This is a genomic window from Achromobacter dolens (assembly GCF_902859745.1).
Classification (GTDB): Bacteria; Pseudomonadota; Gammaproteobacteria; order Burkholderiales; family Burkholderiaceae_B; genus Achromobacter; species Achromobacter dolens.
The window spans coordinates 16044-35192 of the sequence record NZ_CADIJW010000055.1; the positions used below are offsets into that span (position 1 = coordinate 16044).

The window sequence follows — 19149 nt, forward strand, 5'->3', positions numbered from 1 at the left end:
CAGGCGTTGGCGCTGCAGGTCGCGGTGGACGTGGCCAGCAGCTCGCGGCGGCCGGTGGCAGCGCACTGGCCAGGTGTTGGCGCTGCAGGTGGTGGTGGTGGGTGGTCGGCAGCGCGCGGCGCACGCCGGCGGTGCGCTGGCCTGGCGCCAGTGCTGCAGGGCGCGGTGATCGACATCTGCAGTTTGCGGCGGTGGCCGATGCGCCTGCCAGCATGTAGCAAACGCGGCGATGTCACGGCGCGGACATACCGCGCTGCGGGGGATAGAAAAAAACGGGGAAGGGCGGGCCGACGCTACTACTACAAAACTACTACAGCAGATCGCAGAAACCTAGTGTTTATGCGGCTCTCCGGCCTGTAGGATTCGCCGTTAACTACGGCGAGACGGGCACGCGGGCTTTGCGCTGGAATTGCGCAGGGCCCGCGGGGAGCCTAGTGCCTTGATATTCCAGGGAAAGACCAGGGGGGCAAGTGTAACACCATTGGGTCGCTGCAGAAATTTAGTGGATTTAATCAACTATATGCCCTATATTTCCTGGCATGGCCGGACGCCGCAAGCGGCTGGCCCCATACCTAGAACATCCAGGAGCAGGCATGACCCCGACTTTTCACACGATCCTGCTGGACGTGCAGGACCGTGTCGCCACGGTGACGCTGAACCGGCCCGATAGCCGCAATGCGCTCAATTCCCTCATGTGCGCCGAACTGGTGCAGGCCATGCAGCACCTGGCGGATGATCCGGATGCGCACGTGGTGCTGATCGCCGCGGCGGGCGCCGCGTTCTGCGCAGGCGCCGACCTCAAGGAACGCAAGACCATGTCGAACGCCGAGATGACGGCGCGCCGGGTGCAGGGCTTCGCCGCCTATGCCGCCATCGAGCGCATGCCGCAGCCGGTGATCGCCGTGGTGCAGGGGGCGGCGTTCGGCTCGGGTTGCGAGATCGCCGCGGCCAGCGATTTCGTGCTGGCCTCGTCCGAGGCGACGTTCTGCTATCCCGAAGTGGGTTGGGGCACCGTCGGCGCCACGCAGCGGTTGCCGCGGGTGGCCGGCGCGCGCAAGGCCAAGGAACTGCTCTTCACCGGACGTCGTTTCGACGCGGCCGAGGCGCGCGAGATCGGCCTGGTGAACCAGGTGTACGCGCCCGAGGCGCTTGCCGCCGAAGCCGCGCAGATGGCCGCGGCCATCGCGCGCGCCGCGCCGCTGACGGTCAGGCTGACCAAGCGCAGCATCGACCAGGGGCTGGCGACGACGCGCGAAGGCGCGATGGCGATCGAGCTGCTGGCGATCGAGGAGAATTTGCGCGGCACCGACTGGAAGCAGGCCATCGCCGGCTTCGGCACGGCGGGAGACAAGGCATGATCGGCCCGACAACCCTGTCGCAGGCGCTGGCGCGCCAGGTGGCCGAACGCGGCGCCGCCGAAGCCTTCGTCGCGCCCGGCGAACGCCTCACCTGGGCCGCGCTGCAGGACGGCGCGCGAGCCATCGCCCGCAGCCTGCATGCGGCCGGCGTGCGCCGTGGCGACCATGTCGGCGTGCTGTTGGGCAATGGCGGCACCTGGGTGCAGGTGTTCTATGCCTGCGCCATGCTTGGCGCCGTGACGGTGCCGGTCAACACGCGCTTCAAGACCGATGAACTCGCGTTCTGCCTGAAGCAGGCTGACGTCAAGGTGCTGCTGACGGCGGAGTCGTTCCTGGGCATCGACTTCCTCGACCTGCTCACGCAGGTGGAACCGGCGCTGGACCAGGCGCTGCCGGGCGCGGCGTTGCCGCTGCTGCGGCAAGTGGTGGTGTTGGGCGAGCGCTGCCCGCGGGGCGCGGGCAGATGGACCGATTTCCTGGGGGCGGGCGAGGCCGTGGATGACGCGACGCTGCAGGACCGCATGCGCGCGGTGGCGCCGGACGATGTGCTGCTGATTCAGTACACCTCGGGCACCACGTCGTTTCCCAAGGGCGTGATGCTGACGCACGCCAACATGCTGACCAATGCCTGGGCCGCCGCGCAGCGCATCGGCGTGCGGCCGGACGACCGCTATTTCAGCATCCGTCCTTACTTCCATGTGGCCGGGACCACGCTGTCGATCCTGGTCAGCCTGATGAGCGGCTGCTGCCTGCTGACCCTGCCCAAGTTCGACGTGGCCGACGCCTTGCGCATGCTCGACGAAGAACGCTGCACCCTGACATCCGGCAACGACACCATCTTTCTCATGCTGATGGGCCATCCCGATTTCGACCGCGCGCGCATCCATCTGCGCGGCGGCTGGGCGGCGGCCGGCCCGCAGGTGATGCAGAAGATCCGCGACGTGATGGGGGTGCCGGGCATCTGCAATGCCTACGGCCAGTCCGAAGCCTCGCCCAACATCACGCTGTCGGCGCACGATGATCCCTTTGAACTGCGCGCCATGGGCTGGGCGCTGCCGCATCCCGGCATGCAGGTGCGGGTGGTGGACCCGGGAACGGGCGAGCCGCTGCCGGCCGGCATGCAGGGCGAGATCCAGGCGCGCGGCTGGAGCGTGATGAAGGGCTACTACAAGATGCCTGAGGCCACCGCCCGCGCGCTCAGCGCGGACGGCTGGCTCAGCACGGGCGACCTGGGCGAAATGGACGCGGCGGGCCGGTTGCGCATGGTGGGCCGCCTGAAGGACATGTTCCGCGTGGGCGGCGAGAACGTCGCGCCGGCGGAGGTGGAAGAGACCCTGCACGGCCACCCCGCCGTGCGCATGGCGCAGGTGGTCGGCGTGCCCGATGCGCGCCTGGGCGAAGTGCCGGCGGCGTTCGTGCTGCTCAAGGACGGCCAGGACTGCACGGCCGAGGAACTGACGGCCTGGTGCAAGGCGCGCTGCGCCAACTTCAAGGTGCCGCGCTATGTCGAGATCGTCGACAGCTTCGAGCACATCGGCATGACGGGCAGTTCCAAGGTGCAGAAGAACAAGCTGCGCGCCCATGCGCTGGCGCTGTTCGGACTGGAGCGACAGGCATGAGCGCGCGCGACGTGGTGCTGTGCGAATGCTTCGCGCGCGATGGGCTGCAGCACGAGCCCGATTTCATCGGCACGGCGGTCAAGGCCGACCTGATCGACCGTTTCGCGGCGCTGGGCTTTGAACGGATCGAGGCGACCTCGTATTCCAATCCCAAGGTCGTGCCGCAATTCGCCGACGCCACCGACCTGCTGGCGGCGCTGCCGCGGCGCGCGGGCGTCTGGTACAAGGCCACCTGCGCCAACGCGCGCGCCGTCGAGCGCGCGCTGGTTGACCTGGATGCCGGTATCGGCGCCAACGAGATCAGCCTGCTGGTCTCGGCCAGCGAATCGCATTCGACGCGCAACCTGAAGCGCGAACGCGCCGCCCAGTGGGACAACATTGCCGAGATGGCGCGGCTGGCGAACGGCCGCTTTCGCCTGATCGGCACGATTTCGGTGGCGTTCGGCTGCCCCTTCGAAGGCGCGGTCGACCCCGACGTGGTGATGGCCGACGTGCGGCGCTTCGCCGCGCTGGGCGTGCGCATCGTCACGCTGGGCGACACCACCGGCATGGCCACGCCCGCCTCGGTGCGCGACCTGTATGGCCGGATGGCGCGCGAGGTGCCCGAGGTGACGCCGGTGGCGCATTTCCACGACACGCGGGCCACCGGCCTGGTGAACTACGTGGCCGCGCTGGAGGCGGGCGTGACGCACTTCGATTGCGCTTTCGGCGGCGTCGGCGGCCATCCGGCCAAGGTGCGCTACGGCGGCGGTCATACCGGCAATGTGGCGACGGAAGACCTGGTGAATCTGTTCGAGTCCATGGGCGTGCGCACCGGCCTGGATCTGGCGGCGATGGACGCGGTGTCGCGGCATTGCGAGGCGGTGCTGGGGCGCGCGCTGCACAGCCGCGTGGCGCAAAGCGGCTTGAACCCGCTGCTCGGCATCGCGCGGGAGGCGGCCGCATGAGGACCGCCGAGCGTGTTTGTATATCATGCGGGCAGCGGCGCGCGACCCGCGCGCACGCCGTTTTTCTCCGCATCTGAAGAGTCCGCCCATGGCCACCCGAACCGCATCCAAGTCAGCCACCGCCGCGCGTCCCGCACCCCGGGCGTTGAAGGAACTGTTCTCGTACCGCCTGAACCGGCTGGCCTACGTGTCGAGCCGCATCGCCGCCGGCCTGAACGAAAGCCGCTACGGCGTGGGCCCACGCGAGTGGCGCATCATCGCGCTGCTGGGCGCGGCGCCGGACATGTCGCTGAACGCGGTGGCGCGCGAGGCCAACATCGACAAGAGCCAGGCCAGCCGCACCGTGTCCGAACTGATCGAGCGCGGCCTGATCCAGCGCAGCGCCGACAGCCAGGACGGCCGAGGCGTGAGCCTGGACCTGACGCGCAACGGCCGCGCGCTGTACGAGGAGATATTTCCGGCCGCGATCGAGCGCAACGAGGACATGCTGTCGGTGCTGTCGGAGTCCGAGCGCGAGGCCATGGAGCGCATGCTGGACAAGCTGACGACGCACGCGCTGGAGATGCTGAATGAATGCAAGGCGGAGGTGCCGGCGCGTCGCGGCCGCGGCGTGCAGCCGCGCTGAACGCCGGGCGCGAACTCGCGCCTTTTTTTACCTATATTGTTGATTTAATCAATCACTTTGCTTGTCGCCATTGGAAGAGGATATGCGTGATGTCGGAACTGATCATTGAAGACCTGGATGCGGTGCGGTTGCTGCGCCTGAACCGTCCGGAAAAGCACAACGCGCTGAACACCGCGTTGACCACGGCGCTGCTGGACGCGCTGCGCCAGGCCGACCGCGACGACGCGGTGCGCGCGGTGGTGCTGACGGGCAATGGCAAGTCGTTCTGCGCGGGCGCCGACACCGGCGAGTTCTCGGCCCTGACGCCGGAACAGCCGGACGCGGTGCTGCGCCGCGCCGACCTGACGACCGACCTGCACCTGGTGTTCTCGCGCATGGTCAAGCCGGTGATCGGCGCGGTCCATGGCAATGCGCTCGGCGGCGGCGCCGGCCTTGCGCTGGCCTGCGACCTGACGGTGATGGCCGAGGACGTGCGCTTCGGCTATCCGGAACTGCGCCACGGCATCGTGGCCGCGGTGGTCATGGCCAACCTGGTGCGCCAGGTCGGCCGCAAGCATGCCTTCGAGCTGGTGGCGATGGCCGAGCCGATCGATGGCGCGCGCGCATTGCAACTGGGCATCGCCAATCGCGTCGCGCCCGCCGCGCAGGTGCTGGACCAGGCGCTGGCGATGGCGCGGCGCCTGGCCGGCTGGGAACCGGCCGCGATGGGGCTGACCAAGCGCGCCTTCCACCGCGCGGCCGACCAGGGGCTCGGCGAGGCGCTGGGCGTGGGCCGCGACGCCAACGTCATCATGCGGGGTTTTCGCCAGGGAGCGGCGCGATGAGGCCGCTTGAAGGCGTCACCATCCTGGACCTGTCGCGCGTGCTGGCGTGCCCGTTCGCCTCGATGATCCTGGCCGAGCTGGGCGCCGAGGTCATCAAGGTCGAGCAGCCCGGCGGCGGCGACGAGACGCGCGGCTTCGAACCCAAGGTGCAAGGCGAGGGCGGCACCGAGTCGGCCTACTACCTGGCCTTCAACCGCAGCAAGCAGTCGGTCACGGTGAACTTCCGCCACCCCGAGGGGCAGGCGCTGATCCGGCGGCTGGCGCAGACCTGCGACGTGGTGGTCGAGAACTTCCCGGTCGGCACGCTCGCCAAGTACGGCCTGGACCGCGAGCACATCGCGCCGGACAACCCCGGCCTGATCTATTTCTCGTGCACCGGGTTCGGCATGACCGGACCGTACGCGCCGCGCAAGGGCTATGACACCGTGTTCCAGGCCATGGGCGGGATCATGAGCCTGACCGGCGAGCGCGGCGGCGGTCCGGTCAAGCCGGGCCTGCCGGTCAGTGACCTGACCTCGGGCCTGTGGGCCGCCATCGGCATTCTGTCGGCGCTGGTGGGACGGGCGCGTTCGGGGCAGGGCTGCCATATCGACTTTTCGATGCTGGACGGGCAGGTGGGCCTGCTGTCGCTGGCGGCGGCGCGCTATTTCGCGTTGGGCGAAGTGCCGCCGCGGCTGGGCACGGAACACCCCGGCCGGGTGCCGTCCGCCGCGTTCGAGTGCGGCGACGGCCGCTGGGTGCAGATCACCGGCAGCGACCAGCACTGGAAGCCGCTGTGCGAGGCGCTCGACCTGCCGCAGTGGGCCGACGATCCGGAGCTGGCGCGCAACGCCGTGCGCGTGGCGCGCCGCGACGAAGTCATGGCCGGCCTGTCGGCGGCCGCCGCGCGGCTGACGCGCGACGAACTGTGCCGCCGCTGCGATGCGCGCGGCGTGCCGGCCGGCCCGATCCTGGATGTGGAGGAGATCCTGCACAACGAGCACGTGCTCGCGCGCGGCATGGTGGCCAGCTACGAGCATCCGTCCATCGGCCGCTTCGGCGCGGTGCCGGTGCCATTCAAGTTCGACGGTTTCGACGATCCGAGGCTGGAGCGCCCGCCCTTGCTGGGCGAGCACACCGACAGCGTGCTGGCCGGCCGGCTCGGCCTGTCGCCTGCGCAGATCGAGGCGTTACGCGCGCAGGGCGCGATCTAGCCATCGGGGCCATGAGCCCCGGGGCCTTTCCCCGCACCACACATAAAACACAATATCCCAGGAGACAAACCATGAAGACTCTGAAGCGCCTGCTGTGCGGCGCGGCGGTGGCCGGCGCGTTGTGCGCCCCTGCCGTCGCCGCCGATTCCTATCCCTCGCAGCCGATCACGCTGGTCAACCCGTATGCCGCCGGCGGTCCCGCCGACGTGCTGGGGCGGGCGCTGGCGCGCGAGCTGGAAAAGCAGTTGGGCAAGACCATCATCGTCGAAAACAAGGCCGGCGGCGGCGCGGCCATTGGCGCCAACTTCGTGGCGCGCGCCAAGCCGGACGGCTACACGCTGCTGCTCGGCACGTCGGCCGCCCACGTGGTGACGCCGCTGATGCAGCAGACGCCGTACGACGGCATCAAGGACTTCGCCTTCGTCTCGATCGTCGCCAATCAGCCCAACATGCTGGTGGTGCGGCCCACGCTCAAGGCCGACAGCGTCGAGCAGTTGATCGCGATGGCGCGCAAGGAACCAGGGCGCATCAACTATGCCTCGGCCGGGCCCGGCAGCTCGCCGCACCTGGGCGCCGAGCTGTTCCGGGAACGCGCCGGCGTGGACATCGTCCACATCCCCTACAGCGGCGCGGCGCCCGCCATCAACGATCTGGTCGGCGGGCAGGTGGACATGGCGGTGCTGAACCTGGCCGCCAGCCTGCAGTTCATCCGCAGCGGCCGGCTCAAGGCGCTGGCCTACGCCAACGACCACCGCTCGCCGCTGCTGCCCGACGTGCCGACGCTGGCCGAATCCGGCGTGAAGGGCGCGGAGTCCGCCTCCTGGTACAGCCTGGCCGCGCCCAAGGGCACGCCGCCGGAGGTCCTGCAGCGCCTGAACGACGCGGTGGCCAAGGTCAACGCCAATCCGGAGTACAGCAAGCTGATGCAGGCGCAGGGGGTGGACCTGTGGAACATGACGCCGCAGGAAGCGACGGCCTTCGTGGAAAAGGACCAGGCGGCCATGCGCAAGCTGGTGAAGGCGGCGGGGTTGATGAAGAAATAGGACGATTCTGGCTGGGTGCGAGGGCGCTTGGTCGCCCTTGGCTGATCCTGACGCGCGGGAGAATTCCTGGGCGGCCTCGGCTGCCGGGGGTTGTCCCGCCACTGTTAATGTAGTAACGTTACTACACATTAAGCAAGGATCAAAGGATGCGCGATGTCCATCACCACACTTTCCAGCCGCGAACTCAATCAGGACGTGACCAAGGCGAAGAAGGCGGCCCTCAAGGGGCCCGTGTTCATCACGGATCGAGGCAAGCCGTCCCATGTCCTGCTCGCCATCGAGGACTACTGGCGCCTGGTCGGCAAAAAGCGAAGTATCGTCAGCGCGCTGTCGATGCCCGGCCTTGCCGACATCGAACTCGATGCTCCCCGCTCACGCGAGCTGCCTCGCCCGGCGGACGTCGCGTGATGTTCCTGCTGGATACCAACGTGCTTTCCGAACTGCGCAAGGTGGGCGACGGCAAGGCCGACAAGAACGTGACCGCCTGGCTCTCGGATGAGGATGCGGCGAATTTCTACGTTTCCGCGATAACGCTCATGGAGCTGGAGATCGGCATTCTGCGCATGGAACGACGCGATGTCGGGCAAGGCGCGCGGTTGCGCGAGTGGATGCGTGATCGCGTCCTGCCGGAGTTCTCCGACAGGACGCTGCCGCTCGATGGGGCGGTGGCATTGCGCTGCGCCAGGTTGCACGTGCCGGATATGCGTCCCGAGCGGGATGCGTTCATTGCCGCCACCGCCCTGGTGCACGGCATGACGCTGGTCACCCGGAACGTGTCTGATTTTTCGGGTTGTGGCGTGGTCATCGTCAATCCCTGGGAAGCCGGCGCGTGAATCGCGCCGCCGCCCGGGCGATACCGGGGCAGGGCTGAAACCGCGGCGACCTTCGTGCGGATGTGGGGCTCGATCCGCGCTTCACTCCGCCAGCAGCGCCGCGCGCCTGAGCGCTTCGCGCGTTTGCGCCACCAGTTGCTCGACCACCGCGCCCGCCGGCTGCAGGCTGTCGATCAGGCCCGCGCTCTGGCCGGCCTCGACCTTGCCGCCCTGCACGTCGCCGTCGAAGGCGGCCTGCTTCAAGGAACTGCCGGCGAACAGGGTCTCCAGCATGGCCTGATCGCCGCCGTGTTCGGCCGCGAGATAGTCGCGGGCGAAGGCGTTGCGCAACATTCTCACCGGCGAACGGCCGCGTCCCACCAGCGTGGTGTCGGCCACGCCCGCCGCCAGCACCGCGTCCTTGTAAGCGTCGCATACGCCCGCCTCCGGCGTCAGCAGGAAGCGCGTGCCCAGTTGCGCGCCGGCCGCGCCCAGGCATAGCGCGGCCGCGATGCCGGCGCCGTCGGCAATGCCGCCGGCCGCCACCACCGGCACCGACACGCGTCGCACCACCGCGCGCAGCAACACCTGCAAGCCGATCTCGTCGGGGCCTGGGTGGCCACCGGCTTCCAGGCCGACCGCGATCACCGCGTCCACGCCGGCCGCTTCGGCCTTGGCGGCATGCTCCGGACTGGCGATCACCTGCAGCCATTTTGCGCCAGCGTCGCGCGCGCGCCCAATGTGTTTCTGGGGGCCGCCCTGCGAGGCGATGATGACCGGCACGCCTTCGGCCAGGGCGATGTCCATGTGTTCCTGCGCCCGCTTGTTGTAGAGCGGGATGTTGACGGCGTAAGGCGCGTCGGTGCCGGCGCGAACCGCGCGGATGGCGGCCCGCAGCGCCTCGGGATACATGGGGCCGGCGGCGATCACGCCGAGCCCGCCGGCGCGCGATACGGCCAGCGCCAGCGCCGCGTTCGACGAGGCCCAGCTCATGCCGCCCTGGATGATCGGATAGCGCGTGCCCAGCAGGCGGGTCAGCGGAGTTTGCAGAGTCATGGCTGATCAGGATGGGGAAAATCCCATTCTGAAAGAATTGGTTGATAAAATCAACTATATTGTTGGGCGCGGCGCGCGCCGTGGCGACATACGCGATGCGGCGACACGGGTATTGCGGGCGGCTCCGGGTTATTTGTTTATGATGTGCGCGTCTGGCCCACGGCCAGGCCGTCCCGAGGAGGGGGCGCCTTTCTCCATCAATAAGAACAATCATGTCGAGCACTACCGATACGCGTTACGTGCGCACCGTCATCCTGGGTACCCTGGTGGTGCTGCTGGCCATGGGCGTGCGCGCCACCTTCGGCCTGTTCATGCAGCCGATGGGCCTGGCGCACGGCTGGAGCCGCGAAGTGTTTTCCATGGCCTTCGCGCTGCAGAACCTGGTCTGGGGCGTGGCCTGCATTTTCATGGGCATATTGGCCGACCGTTATGGCTCCGGCCGCACCATCGCGCTGGGCGCGCTGCTGTACATGCTGGGCATGATCGGCACCCGCTTCGCCACCGACGAAACCACGCTCTACCTGAGCGCCGGCCTGCTGGTCGGCCTGGGCCAGGCCGGCACCACGTTCCCGGTGATCCTGCCGGTGGTGGCGCGTGCCGTGCCGCCCGCCTATCGCAGCACCGCCATGGGCATCGCCAGCGCCGGCGGCTCGCTCGGCCAGTTCGCGGTGGTGCCGACCGGGCAGGCGCTGATTACCGGCCTGGACTGGCCGGGCGCGTTGTGGGTGCTGTCGCTGTTCGTCGCTTGCGCGGCGCCGCTGGCCTATTTCCTGCGCGGCCGTCCGCAGGCCCACGGCGGGCCGCAGCAATCGCTGACGGCGGCGGTGCGCCAGGCGGTGCGGCATCCGTCGTTCCATTTCCTGTTCTGGAGCTATTTCGTCTGCGGCTTCCACACGGCCTTCATCACGCTGCACCTGCCGGCCTACGTCACCGACGGCGGGCTGACGCCGGGGCAGGGCGCCACCGCGATCGCGCTGATCGGGCTGTTCAACGTGCTGGGGTCGTTCTACGCCGGCAAGCTTGGCGGCCAGTACAGCAAGAAGCGCCTGCTGGCGGTGGTCTACGGCATGCGCGCCTTCGGCATCCTGCTGCTGTTGTGGCTGCCGCTGTCGCCATGGGTGCTGTACGCGTTCGCGGCCTGGATGGGGCTGTTCTGGCTGGGCACGGTGCCGCTGACGCAGGGGCTGATCGGCCAGATCTATGGCCTGCGTTATGCCGCGACCCTGTCGGGCATCGTCTTTTTGGGACACCAGGTTGGCAGTTTCATCGGCGTCTGGCTGGGCGGTTATGCCTATGCCAAGACCGGCAACTACGACCTGGTCTGGTGGCTGGGCGTGGCGCTGGCGGTGGCCGCCGCGCTGCTGTGCCTGCCGGTGCGCGAGCAGCCGCTGGCGCAGCCGGCGACTGCCTGATACGCGGGTGGCCCTGATGACCGACTCGCCCTCCGCATCGCCCGCCCGCCGCCATCGCGTCTGGCGCCTGGCGGGCTGGGGGGCGCTGGCCCTGGTGCTGGGCCTGGCCTTCTGGGGCTATACCCAGCCCGACATGCAGATCCATTGGGAAAACCTGGCGTCGCTGTGCGGTTTCTAGCCACGCGGGCGGGGCGGGGGCGCGGTATCCTACGGCGGTAATCGTTTTGACACCGCGTTTCCGTATCGCGTTTTGACGCCGCCCATGCAGGACGACCCGCTTTCCTACCCCGACCTGAGCCTGTCCGCCATCGGCGACATGCCCGCCGCCGACATGCTGGTGCTGACGGTCAACAACCGCCTGTCGCGCCGGCTCACGCTCGAGCTGGCCGGGTTGCTGCGCCAGGAGCGCCAGGTCAGCGAACTGCCGCGCATCCTGCCGTTGTCCGCCTGGCTGGCCGAATCCGCCAATGAACTGGCGTTCGAGGCCGATGACGACGTGCCGGCCTACCGGCTCGACGGCTTCGCCACCCAGTTGGTCTGGACCGAAGCCATCCGCGCCGAAGAGGCCGAGCGCGTGCTGCTGGACGCGAGCCAGGCGGCGCGCCTGTCGATGGACGCGGACCAGCTCATGGACGAGTGGGCGCTGCGCGTACCGTCCGGCGCCGACACTGACGAGTACCGCGGCTTCGCCCGCTGGCGCGAACGCTACCGCCAGGCCCTGGCCGCCATCGACGCCGAGGACGCCAACCAGGGCTATGCCCGCGTGCTGCGGGCGCTCGAGGATGGCCGGCTGGCCGTGCCCGGCCATCTGGTGTTGGCTGGCTTTACCGACATGTCGCCGCGTTTTCGGCGCCTGCTGCGGGCATTCGAGGAACAGGGCTGCCTGATTGCGCAATGGCGCGACACGCAGCGCGCGCCCGCCGCGCCGCGCCGCTACGAGGCGCCGGACCAGGGCGCCGAATGGCGCGCGGCGGCCGAGTGGGCCGCCAGCCAGCTCAAGCGTCATCCCGGCGGCCGCTACGCCATCGTCTCGCCCCAGCTCGAAGCCGAGTCGCCGTTCGCGCGGCGCATTCTCAGCCAGGCGCTGGCGGGCCATGACGGCGCGCCGGCGTTCGCCTTCAACGTGGCGGTCGGCCGTCCGCTGGACGAATGGCCGCTGGCGCGCGCCGCGTTGGCGTGGCTGCGCGCGCTGGCCGAGTGCGCGGCCGGCAACGGCTCCGGCGTCGAGGTGTTGGGCGCCGCGCTGCTGGCGGGCCACTGCGCGGGCGATGTCAGCGAACGCGCCGGCCTGGCCGCCCTGGACGCGCGCTGGCGCCGTCGTAGTCAGATCCACCTGTCCGCGACGGAATGGCGCAAGCAACTGTCGCAGTTGCCGCCGCTGGCGCAGGCCTGGGACCAGGCCATGGAGATCTGGACGAAGGGCGGCGCGCGCGCCACCAGCGATGTCTGGATGCTGCGCATGAAGGCGGCGCTGACGGCGCTCGGCTTTCCCGGCGAGGGCGCGCTGGACAGCGTCGGCTACCAGGTGCTGGGCGCGTTCGGCGAGGCGCTGGGCGGCTTCTCGGCGCTGGCGCCGGCCGCCGGCAGGCTGGGCGGCGTGGCGGCGGTCAACCTGCTCCAGAGCGTGGCGCGCTCGGCCGCGTTCCAGCCGCAGCGCGACCCGCTGGCGCGCCTGGATGTGCTGGGCCTGCTGGAAGCCGAAGGCGGTTTCTGGGACGGCGTCTGGATGCTGGGCCTGACCGACGACGTGCTGCCGGCCTCGCCCAAGCCGAACCCGCTGCTGCCGCTGGCGGTGCTGCGTCAGGCCAAGGCGCCGCGCGCCACGCCCGAGCGCGAACGCGAGTGGGCCGAGGGCATCTACGCGGCGCTGTGCCGCTGCGCGCCGGAGGTCATCGTCAGCCACGCGCATATGGATGGCGAACGCGAGTTGCGGCCGTCGCCGCTGATCGCCGGAGCTGCCCTGACCGATTGGCGGCCGGCGCCGGCCGCCGCCGTGGCCGCCTTGCCGCAGGAAACCCTGGACGACGTGCAAGGGCCGCCCTTGACGTCCGACGACCATGGCGGCGGCGGGCTGGATGTATTGGACACGCAGGCGCGCAACCCCCTGTGGGCGTTCGTGCGCCACCGGCTGGGCGGACGCGAACTCGCGGCCTATGCCGACGCGGCCACGGTGAACGTGCGCGGCCAGTTCCTGCACAAGGCGTTGGAACTGGTGTGGGGCATGCTGCCCGACCAGGAGGCCTTGCATGACACGCTGGCCGGCGGCCGCCTGCCCGCCTTGCTGGAGCAGGCGGTGGCGCAGGCCGCCGAGGAAGAACTGCAGCAGTATGCGCCGGCGCTGAAGGCGCTGGAATGCGCCCGCGCGCGGACGGTGCTGGCGTCGTGGCTGGACATGGAAGCCCAGCGCCTGCCGTTCGCGGTGGCGCAGGTCGAGAAGAACCACGAATGGCGCCATGGCCCGCTGCACCTGAAGCTGCGGCTGGACCGCATCGACACGCTGGCCGACGGCCGCAACGTCATCGTCGACTACAAGACCGGCGTGGCCGCCGCCAAGCCCGAGCCCGATTGGTCGCGTAGCCGCCCTGTGAACGTGCAGTTGCCGTTCTACGCCTCGGTGCTGGCCGATGCCGCCGGCGGCGAAGTGGCCGGCCTGGTGCTGGCCCAGATCCATGCGCGCCAGGTGGCGGCGCAGGGTCTGGCCGACGAAGACCTGGGCATGGAAGGCGTGACGCTGGCGGCCGAGAGCAAGTACTTCGACGGCCTGTCCTGGCCCGAGATCCGCCAGCGCTGGCGCGCCGCGATCGAGTCGCTGGCCGATGAATACGTGGCGGGCCATGCCGCCAACGTCGCCTACCGCCGCGACGACCTGAAATACTGCGACGCGCTGCCTTTCCTGCGCCTGCACCTGGATGACGAGGACGCCTGAGCCATGGCCGATATGGAACGCCAGCCCCAGGACCATGCCGCGCGCGCGGCGGCGCTGGACCCCGCACGCTCTTTCCTGGTGCAGGCGCCCGCCGGCTCCGGCAAGACGGAACTGCTGACCGACCGCATCCTGGCGCTGCTGGCCACCGTCAACCGCCCCGAGGAAATCGTCGCCATCACCTTCACGCGCAAGGCGGCTTCTGAGATGCATGCGCGCGTGCTGAGCAAGCTGCGCCGCGGCCTGGACGCGCCGCCCGAGGCCGCGCACGAACGCCGTAGCTGGGAACTGGCGCGCGCCGCGCTGTCGCGCAACGCCGAACAGGAATGGCACCTGCTTGAACACCCGGCGCGGCTGGCGATCCGCACCATCGACTCGTTCTGCGCCGGTCTGGTCCGCAGCATGCCGTGGCTATCCGAACTGGGCGGCATGCCCGAGATCACCGACGACGCCCGCGCCCATTACGAAGCGGCGGCGCGCGCCACGCTCGATCTGGCGGACGACTACGACGCGGTCCGCATCCTGCTGCAGCACATGGACGTGGACGTACAGGCGGCCAAGGACGCCATCGCCGACATGCTCGGCCAGCGCGACCAGTGGCTGCCGCTGCTGCGCCATGGTTCCGACCGCGAGGCGCTGGAGGAAACCCTGGCCGAGGCCATCGGCGAAGACCTGGACGCGCTGTGCGAGGCCATGCCCTACGGCTGGGCCGACGCGCTGTGCGGCCCGGCGCGGCAGGCCGCGGCGCAATTGCAGGACGGCGGCGAGGACGACCGCCTGGCGGCCTTGCTCGACTGGACCGAGGAACTGCCGGCCGACGCCGAAGTGCTGGAGCAATGGCGCGCCGTGGCCCATCTGCTGCTGACCGGCACCGGGTCGCTGCGCAAGACCGTCAACAAGAACCTGGGCTTTCCCGCCAAGTGCGCGCACAAAGAACCGTTCGTCGCCTGGCTCGAGAGCGCCGATGGCGACGCGCCGTGGGTGCGGCGCCTGGCCGCGGTGCGCGACATTCCCGCGCCGCGCTTGAGCGACGCCCAATGGGAAGTGCTGGGCGCGCAGTTGATGACGCTGGCGCTGGCCGTGGCGCAATTGCGGCTGCGCTTTGCCGACACCGGCGAGGTCGATTTCATCGAGATCTCGCAGCGCGCCGCCTCGGCGCTGGGCAGCGCCGACGATCCGGGCGAGCTGCTGCTCAAGCTCGACGCGTCCATCCGCCATCTGCTGATCGACGAATTCCAGGACACCAGCCAGACGCAGCTCGATCTGTTGAAAACGTTGACCTCCGGCTGGCAGGAGGGCGACGGCCGCAGCCTGTTCCTGGTGGGCGATCCGATGCAGTCGATCTACCGTTTCCGCAAGGCGGAGGTGGGGCTGTTCCTCGAAGTCGCGGAAACGGGCGTGGGCGAACTGCAACCGGGTTTCCTCAACCTGACCGACAATTTCCGCTCGCAGGCCGGCATCGTCGACTGGGTCAACCAGTCGTTCGCGCAACTCTTGCCCAAGCGCAGCGACGCCGCCGCGGGCGCCATCAAGTACAGCCCGTCCACGGCTTTTCACGAGGCCTTGCCGGATGCGGCCGTGCGCTTCCATCCCGCCTGGTCGCGCGCCGGCGCCGCGCCGGCCGAGGAACAGGCCGAGGACATCGCCGTCGGCCTGGTGCGGCAGGCGCTGGCCGAACACGCGGGCAGCAAGCACCCGGTCGCCATCCTGGTGCGGGCCCGCAGCCACCTGGGCAACCTGACGCGTCGGCTGGCGCAGGAAGGCATCCGCTGCCGCGCGGTGGACCTGGTGCCGCTGGCGCTGCGGCCGGTGGTGGCGGACCTGGTGCAACTGGTGCGGGCGCTGTCGCATCCGGGCGACCGGCTGGCGTGGCTGTCGGTGCTGCGCGCGCCGTTCTGTGGCCTGACGCTGGAGTCGTTGCAGCGCCTGTTCGGCGCCGACCACGTGACGCCGGTGCCGGTGCTGCTGGAGCGCTTGTTGCGCCCGGCGCCGGCGAAGGCCGTGGCGGCGCCCTTGGCCACCGCGCCGGCGGCGCGTCAGGGATCGCTGTTCGACGACACCGAGAACCCGGCGCAAGGGGCCTTGTTCGCCGATGCGGCGCCTGATGCCTCGCGTGTTGATCCGGCGTTGACGCCGATCGCGGCGAGCGATGGCGAGCCCTCGTTCAGCGGCGCCGATACTCCGCGTTCGGCCGAGACCTTGCTGCGCCCCGATGAATACGCGCGCCTGCGGCAGGTGGCGGCGATATTGCTGGATACGCGCAATGCCTCGGGGGCGATGCCGTTCGCGGCCTGGGTCGAGACGCTGTGGCGCCGCCTGGGCGGGCCGGCGCTCTACAGCGGTCCGTCGGTCGCCAACGACGCCGAAAGCCTGTTCCAGTTGGTCGAGCGCCTGGCGCCGCACGGGGCCATCGACGCGGCCGCGCTGGATACCGGCATCGCGCGCCTGTTCGCGGCGCCCGACGCCGCCGACGAAGAGGCCGCGGTCGAGATCATGACCATGCACAAGTCCAAGGGCCTGCAGTTCGAAACCGTGATCCTGTACGGCCTGCATCGCGCGCCGCGCGGCGACCAGCCGCCGCTCGTGCGCTTCGAGCAAAGCGGCGGGCGCGTGCTGTTCGGCCCGGTCAAGCCGCGCGCCGAAACCGAGGCCGATCCCGTGTCGCGCTACCTGGGCGCGCGCGAGGCCCGCCGCGCCTCCTATGAGATTGACCGCCTGCTGTACGTCGCCGCCACCCGCGCCCGCAAGCGCCTGCATCTGGTCGGCCACGTCAGCGTCGACGAGGCCAGCGGCCAGCCCAAGACGCCATCCTCCGCGAGCCTGCTGGGCCGCCTCTGGCCCTGCTTGGCGACACCGGTGCCGCCGGCCGCCGACGGCGACACGGCCGAGCCCGTGGCCGACGCGCCCGAGTGGCAGGGCGAACCGCTGCGCCGGCTGCACCGCGACGGCCTGGCGCAATTGGCGCGGCAGGCAGACATCGCCATCAGCCCCGGCTTCGCCGCCGCCGCGCGCGGCGCCTGGGGCGACAGCGCCGAACATCCGGCCTGGCAACTCGAATCCGGCTACGACGCCGCCATCGGCACCCTGGCCCACGCCTGGCTGGCCCGCATCGGCCAGGACGGCATCGCGGCCTGGCCGGCCGACACCCTGGCCCAGCGCCTGCCCGCCATGCGCCGCCAACTGACCCGCGCCGGCATCCCCGCCAGCCAGGCCGACGCCGCCGCCGAAGCCGTCCTGGACACGCTCCAGTCGACCCTCGCCGACGACCGCGGCCTCTGGCTCCTCTCCCAATCCGGCGCCCGCCGCGAATGGCCCCTCATCGACGCCGCCGGCAAGGTCTCCGTCATCGATCTGGCCCTCAGCACCGAAGACGGCTGGCTCATCGTCGACTACAAGACAGGCCGCCCCCAACCCAACGAATCCCCCGCCGCCTTCGCCCAACGCATGCGCCAACGCCACGGCGACCAACTCCTGCGCTACTGCGCCCAAGTCACCGCCCTGGACGGCCGCAAAGCCCGCGCCGCCCTCTACTTCCCCCGCGCCCGCGCCTGGATCGACCTGTAGCAGCCCCCCTGCCCAACCAGGGCAAGCCAAGCCAAAGCAAGCGAGGCAGGCAAAGCGGAGCAAGCCAAGCGAAGTAAAAGCAAGGCAAGCCAAGGCAGAGCCAGGCAAAGCGAAGCGAGCCAAGCGAAGTAAAGGCAAGGCAAGCCAAGGCAGAGCCAGGCAAAGCGAAGCGAGCCAAGTGAAGTAAAGGCAAGGTAAGCCAAGACAGAGCCAGGCAAAGCGAAGCGAGCCGCCAAGACAAGCGAAGCAACGTCTTCTCCCCCTCCCCCTCGGGGGGAGGGCCGGGGAGGGGGCGCACATACAGCCCCCCGGGGCCCGCCAAGCAAGAGGCTAGCCGAGCGAGCAACGCGAAGCTCTGCTAGAATCTTGCTTGGCGGGCCCCTTCGCATGGTTCGACGGTGAACCTGGTCAGGTCGGGAACGAAGCAGCCATAGTCGTTTAGGGTCAGTGCCGGAGTAAGGCTCGCCAACCGGTTTTCGCAAAGGGGACGGGGTTGTTTTCCAAGGGGATTTCCCCGGAAGATGATTCCGTCCCCTTTGCATTTCGCGCCGGCAATCGCATCGGCTCTTGCAAAGGCTCTACAATCCCGCCATGACTTATCTGGTACTGGCCCGCAAGTGGCGGCCGCGATCGTTCGATACCCTCGTGGGACAGGATCACGTGGTGCGCGCGCTGACGCATGCGCTCGACACCCAGCGCCTGCACCACGCCTGGCTGTTCACCGGCACCCGCGGCGTCGGCAAGACCACGCTGTCGCGCATCCTGGCCAAATCGCTCAACTGCGAAACCGGCATCACTTCCAAGCCCTGCGGCGTCTGTCGCGCCTGCACCGAGATCGATGCCGGGCGTTTCGTCGACTACCTCGAACTGGACGCGGCCTCCAACCGCGGCGTCGAGGAAATGACCCAGTTGCTGGAGCAGGCCGTCTACGCGCCGGGCGCGGGCCGCTTCAAGGTCTACATGATCGACGAAGTGCACATGCTCACCGGGCACGCGTTCAACGCGATGCTCAAGACGCTGGAAGAGCCGCCGCCGCACGTCAAATTCATCCTCGCCACCACCGATCCGCAGAAGATCCCGGTCACGGTGCTGTCGCGCTGCCTGCAATTCAATCTGAAGCAGATGCCGGCCGACTCCATCGTGGGCCACCTGCAGGCGGTGCTGGGCGAGGAACAGGTCGGCTTCGAAGTGCCCGCCCTGCGGCTGATCGGCCAGGCCGCGTCGGGCTCGATGCGCGATGCGTTGTCGCTGACCGACCAGGCCATCGCCTATAGCGCCGGCAATCTCACCGAGGACGCCGTGCGCGGCATGCTCGGCACCATCGACCAGCGCCACCTGGTGCGCCTGCTGGACGCGCTGTCCACCGGCGACGCCAAGGGCGTGCTGGCGGTGGCCGACGAACTCGCCACCCGCGGCCTGTCGTACGCCGGCGCGCTGGCCGACCTGGCGGTGCTGCTGTCGCGCGTCGCCATCGAGCACCGCGTGTCCGGCGTGATGCCGGCCGAGGATCCGCTGGCGGCCGACATCGCCCGCCTGGCGCAGACCCTGCATCCCGACGCGGTGCAACTGTTCTACTCGGTGGCGGTGCACAGCCGCGGCGAACTGACGCTGGCGCCGGACGAGTACGCCGGTTTCATCATGGCTTGCCTGCGCATGCTGGCGCTCAACGGTGACGCCGGTCCGCAGACCGCCATCGAAGCGCCCGCCACGCCGGCCCGCCAGACGGCCGAGCCCGCCGTGGCCGCCGCGCAGCCGCCGCAAGCGGCGCCGGTC

15 protein-coding genes and 1 other RNA gene are annotated in these 19149 nt (G+C 69.7%); 15 read left to right on the forward strand and 1 reads right to left on the reverse strand.

Annotation, left to right across the window (positions count from 1 at the left end; genetic code table 11):
• The first annotated feature begins 593 nt into the window (after positions 1–593).
• From HV783_RS25325 to HV783_RS25365, 9 genes are all read left to right on the forward strand, one after another.
• Positions 594–1358, forward strand: a complete 765-nt coding sequence (locus HV783_RS25325; RefSeq protein WP_054501074.1) for an enoyl-CoA hydratase/isomerase family protein — start codon at positions 594–596, stop codon at positions 1356–1358.
• Positions 1355–2977 carry an AMP-binding protein gene (locus HV783_RS25330; RefSeq protein ID WP_175190112.1) on the forward strand — a complete coding sequence of 541 codons (1623 nt, stop codon included), beginning with the start codon at positions 1355–1357 and terminating at the stop codon, positions 2975–2977. The genes HV783_RS25325 and HV783_RS25330 overlap by 4 nt, the downstream gene beginning before the upstream one ends.
• A complete protein-coding gene (locus HV783_RS25335) occupies positions 2974–3924 on the forward strand; it encodes a hydroxymethylglutaryl-CoA lyase (RefSeq protein WP_175190113.1) in 951 nt (316 codons plus the stop codon). Before HV783_RS25330 ends, HV783_RS25335 begins: the two co-directional genes overlap by 4 nt.
• An 88-nt stretch (positions 3925–4012) precedes the next feature.
• A complete protein-coding gene (locus HV783_RS25340) occupies positions 4013–4549 on the forward strand; it encodes a MarR family winged helix-turn-helix transcriptional regulator (protein ID WP_054501077.1) in 537 nt (178 codons plus the stop codon).
• Between the two features lie 89 nt (positions 4550–4638).
• Positions 4639–5373, forward strand: coding sequence for an enoyl-CoA hydratase/isomerase family protein (locus HV783_RS25345; RefSeq protein WP_175190114.1), 735 nt, complete (start codon positions 4639–4641; stop codon positions 5371–5373).
• Positions 5370–6566, forward strand: a complete 1197-nt coding sequence (locus HV783_RS25350; protein WP_054501079.1) for a CaiB/BaiF CoA transferase family protein — start codon at positions 5370–5372, stop codon at positions 6564–6566. The genes HV783_RS25345 and HV783_RS25350 overlap by 4 nt, the downstream gene beginning before the upstream one ends.
• Before the next feature lie 71 nt (positions 6567–6637).
• Entirely contained in the window at positions 6638–7609 is a 972-nt protein-coding gene (locus tag HV783_RS25355; RefSeq protein ID WP_175190115.1) for a Bug family tripartite tricarboxylate transporter substrate binding protein, read from the forward strand.
• Between the two features lie 153 nt (positions 7610–7762).
• Positions 7763–8017, forward strand: a complete 255-nt coding sequence (locus tag HV783_RS25360; protein WP_049075417.1) for a type II toxin-antitoxin system Phd/YefM family antitoxin — start codon at positions 7763–7765, stop codon at positions 8015–8017.
• Positions 8014–8442 (forward strand): type II toxin-antitoxin system VapC family toxin, encoded by a 429-nt coding sequence (locus HV783_RS25365; protein WP_205760188.1) that lies wholly within the window; start codon positions 8014–8016, stop codon positions 8440–8442. The genes HV783_RS25360 and HV783_RS25365 overlap by 4 nt, the downstream gene beginning before the upstream one ends.
• Before the next feature lie 81 nt (positions 8443–8523).
• On the opposite strand, the gene HV783_RS25370 is transcribed toward HV783_RS25365, so the two are convergent.
• Positions 8524–9477 (reverse strand): NAD(P)H-dependent flavin oxidoreductase, encoded by a 954-nt coding sequence (locus HV783_RS25370; RefSeq protein ID WP_054417200.1) that lies wholly within the window; start codon positions 9475–9477, stop codon positions 8524–8526.
• Positions 9478–9689: 212 nt separating this feature from the next.
• On the opposite strand from HV783_RS25370, the gene HV783_RS25375 reads away from it, so the two are divergent.
• From HV783_RS25375 to dnaX, 6 genes are all read left to right on the forward strand, one after another.
• Positions 9690–10889, forward strand: a complete 1200-nt coding sequence (locus HV783_RS25375; protein WP_054501083.1) for an MFS transporter — start codon at positions 9690–9692, stop codon at positions 10887–10889.
• 16 nt (positions 10890–10905) lie between these two features.
• A complete protein-coding gene (locus tag HV783_RS25380) occupies positions 10906–11067 on the forward strand; it encodes a hypothetical protein (RefSeq protein WP_167385865.1) in 162 nt (53 codons plus the stop codon).
• 84 nt (positions 11068–11151) lie between these two features.
• Positions 11152–13815, forward strand: a complete 2664-nt coding sequence (locus HV783_RS25385; protein ID WP_175190116.1) for a PD-(D/E)XK nuclease family protein — start codon at positions 11152–11154, stop codon at positions 13813–13815.
• A gap of 3 nt (positions 13816–13818) precedes the next feature.
• Positions 13819–17376, forward strand: a complete 3558-nt coding sequence (locus HV783_RS25390; protein WP_175190117.1) for a UvrD-helicase domain-containing protein — start codon at positions 13819–13821, stop codon at positions 17374–17376.
• A 372-nt stretch (positions 17377–17748) separates the two neighbouring features.
• An RNA gene (gene ffs, locus HV783_RS25395) (signal recognition particle sRNA small type) lies at positions 17749–17846 on the forward strand.
• Positions 17847–17967: 121 nt separating this feature from the next.
• Positions 17968–19149: DNA polymerase III subunit gamma/tau (gene dnaX, locus HV783_RS25400; RefSeq protein WP_254604037.1), on the forward strand; the 1182-nt coding region annotated here is incomplete at its 3' end.

Bases quoted from the DNA above. Each gene is read 5' to 3' on its own strand.
- HV783_RS25385 (WP_175190116.1), top strand. From the start codon at position 11,152: ATGCAGGACGACCCGCTTTCCTACCCCGACCTGAGCCTGTCCGCCATC.
- HV783_RS25350 (WP_054501079.1), top strand. From the start codon at position 5,370: ATGAGGCCGCTTGAAGGCGTCACCATCCTGGACCTGTCGCGCGTGCTG.
- HV783_RS25340 (WP_054501077.1), top strand. From the start codon at position 4,013: ATGGCCACCCGAACCGCATCCAAGTCAGCCACCGCCGCGCGTCCCGCA.
- HV783_RS25345 (WP_175190114.1), top strand. From the start codon at position 4,639: ATGTCGGAACTGATCATTGAAGACCTGGATGCGGTGCGGTTGCTGCGC.
- HV783_RS25330 (WP_175190112.1), top strand. From the start codon at position 1,355: ATGATCGGCCCGACAACCCTGTCGCAGGCGCTGGCGCGCCAGGTGGCC.
- HV783_RS25380 (WP_167385865.1), top strand. From the start codon at position 10,906: ATGACCGACTCGCCCTCCGCATCGCCCGCCCGCCGCCATCGCGTCTGG.
- HV783_RS25360 (WP_049075417.1), top strand. From the start codon at position 7,763: ATGTCCATCACCACACTTTCCAGCCGCGAACTCAATCAGGACGTGACC.
- HV783_RS25355 (WP_175190115.1), top strand. From the start codon at position 6,638: ATGAAGACTCTGAAGCGCCTGCTGTGCGGCGCGGCGGTGGCCGGCGCG.
- HV783_RS25375 (WP_054501083.1), top strand. From the start codon at position 9,690: ATGTCGAGCACTACCGATACGCGTTACGTGCGCACCGTCATCCTGGGT.
- HV783_RS25335 (WP_175190113.1), top strand. From the start codon at position 2,974: ATGAGCGCGCGCGACGTGGTGCTGTGCGAATGCTTCGCGCGCGATGGG.
- HV783_RS25370 (WP_054417200.1), bottom strand. From the start codon at position 9,477: ATGACTCTGCAAACTCCGCTGACCCGCCTGCTGGGCACGCGCTATCCG.
- HV783_RS25390 (WP_175190117.1), top strand. From the start codon at position 13,819: ATGGCCGATATGGAACGCCAGCCCCAGGACCATGCCGCGCGCGCGGCG.
- HV783_RS25325 (WP_054501074.1), top strand. From the start codon at position 594: ATGACCCCGACTTTTCACACGATCCTGCTGGACGTGCAGGACCGTGTC.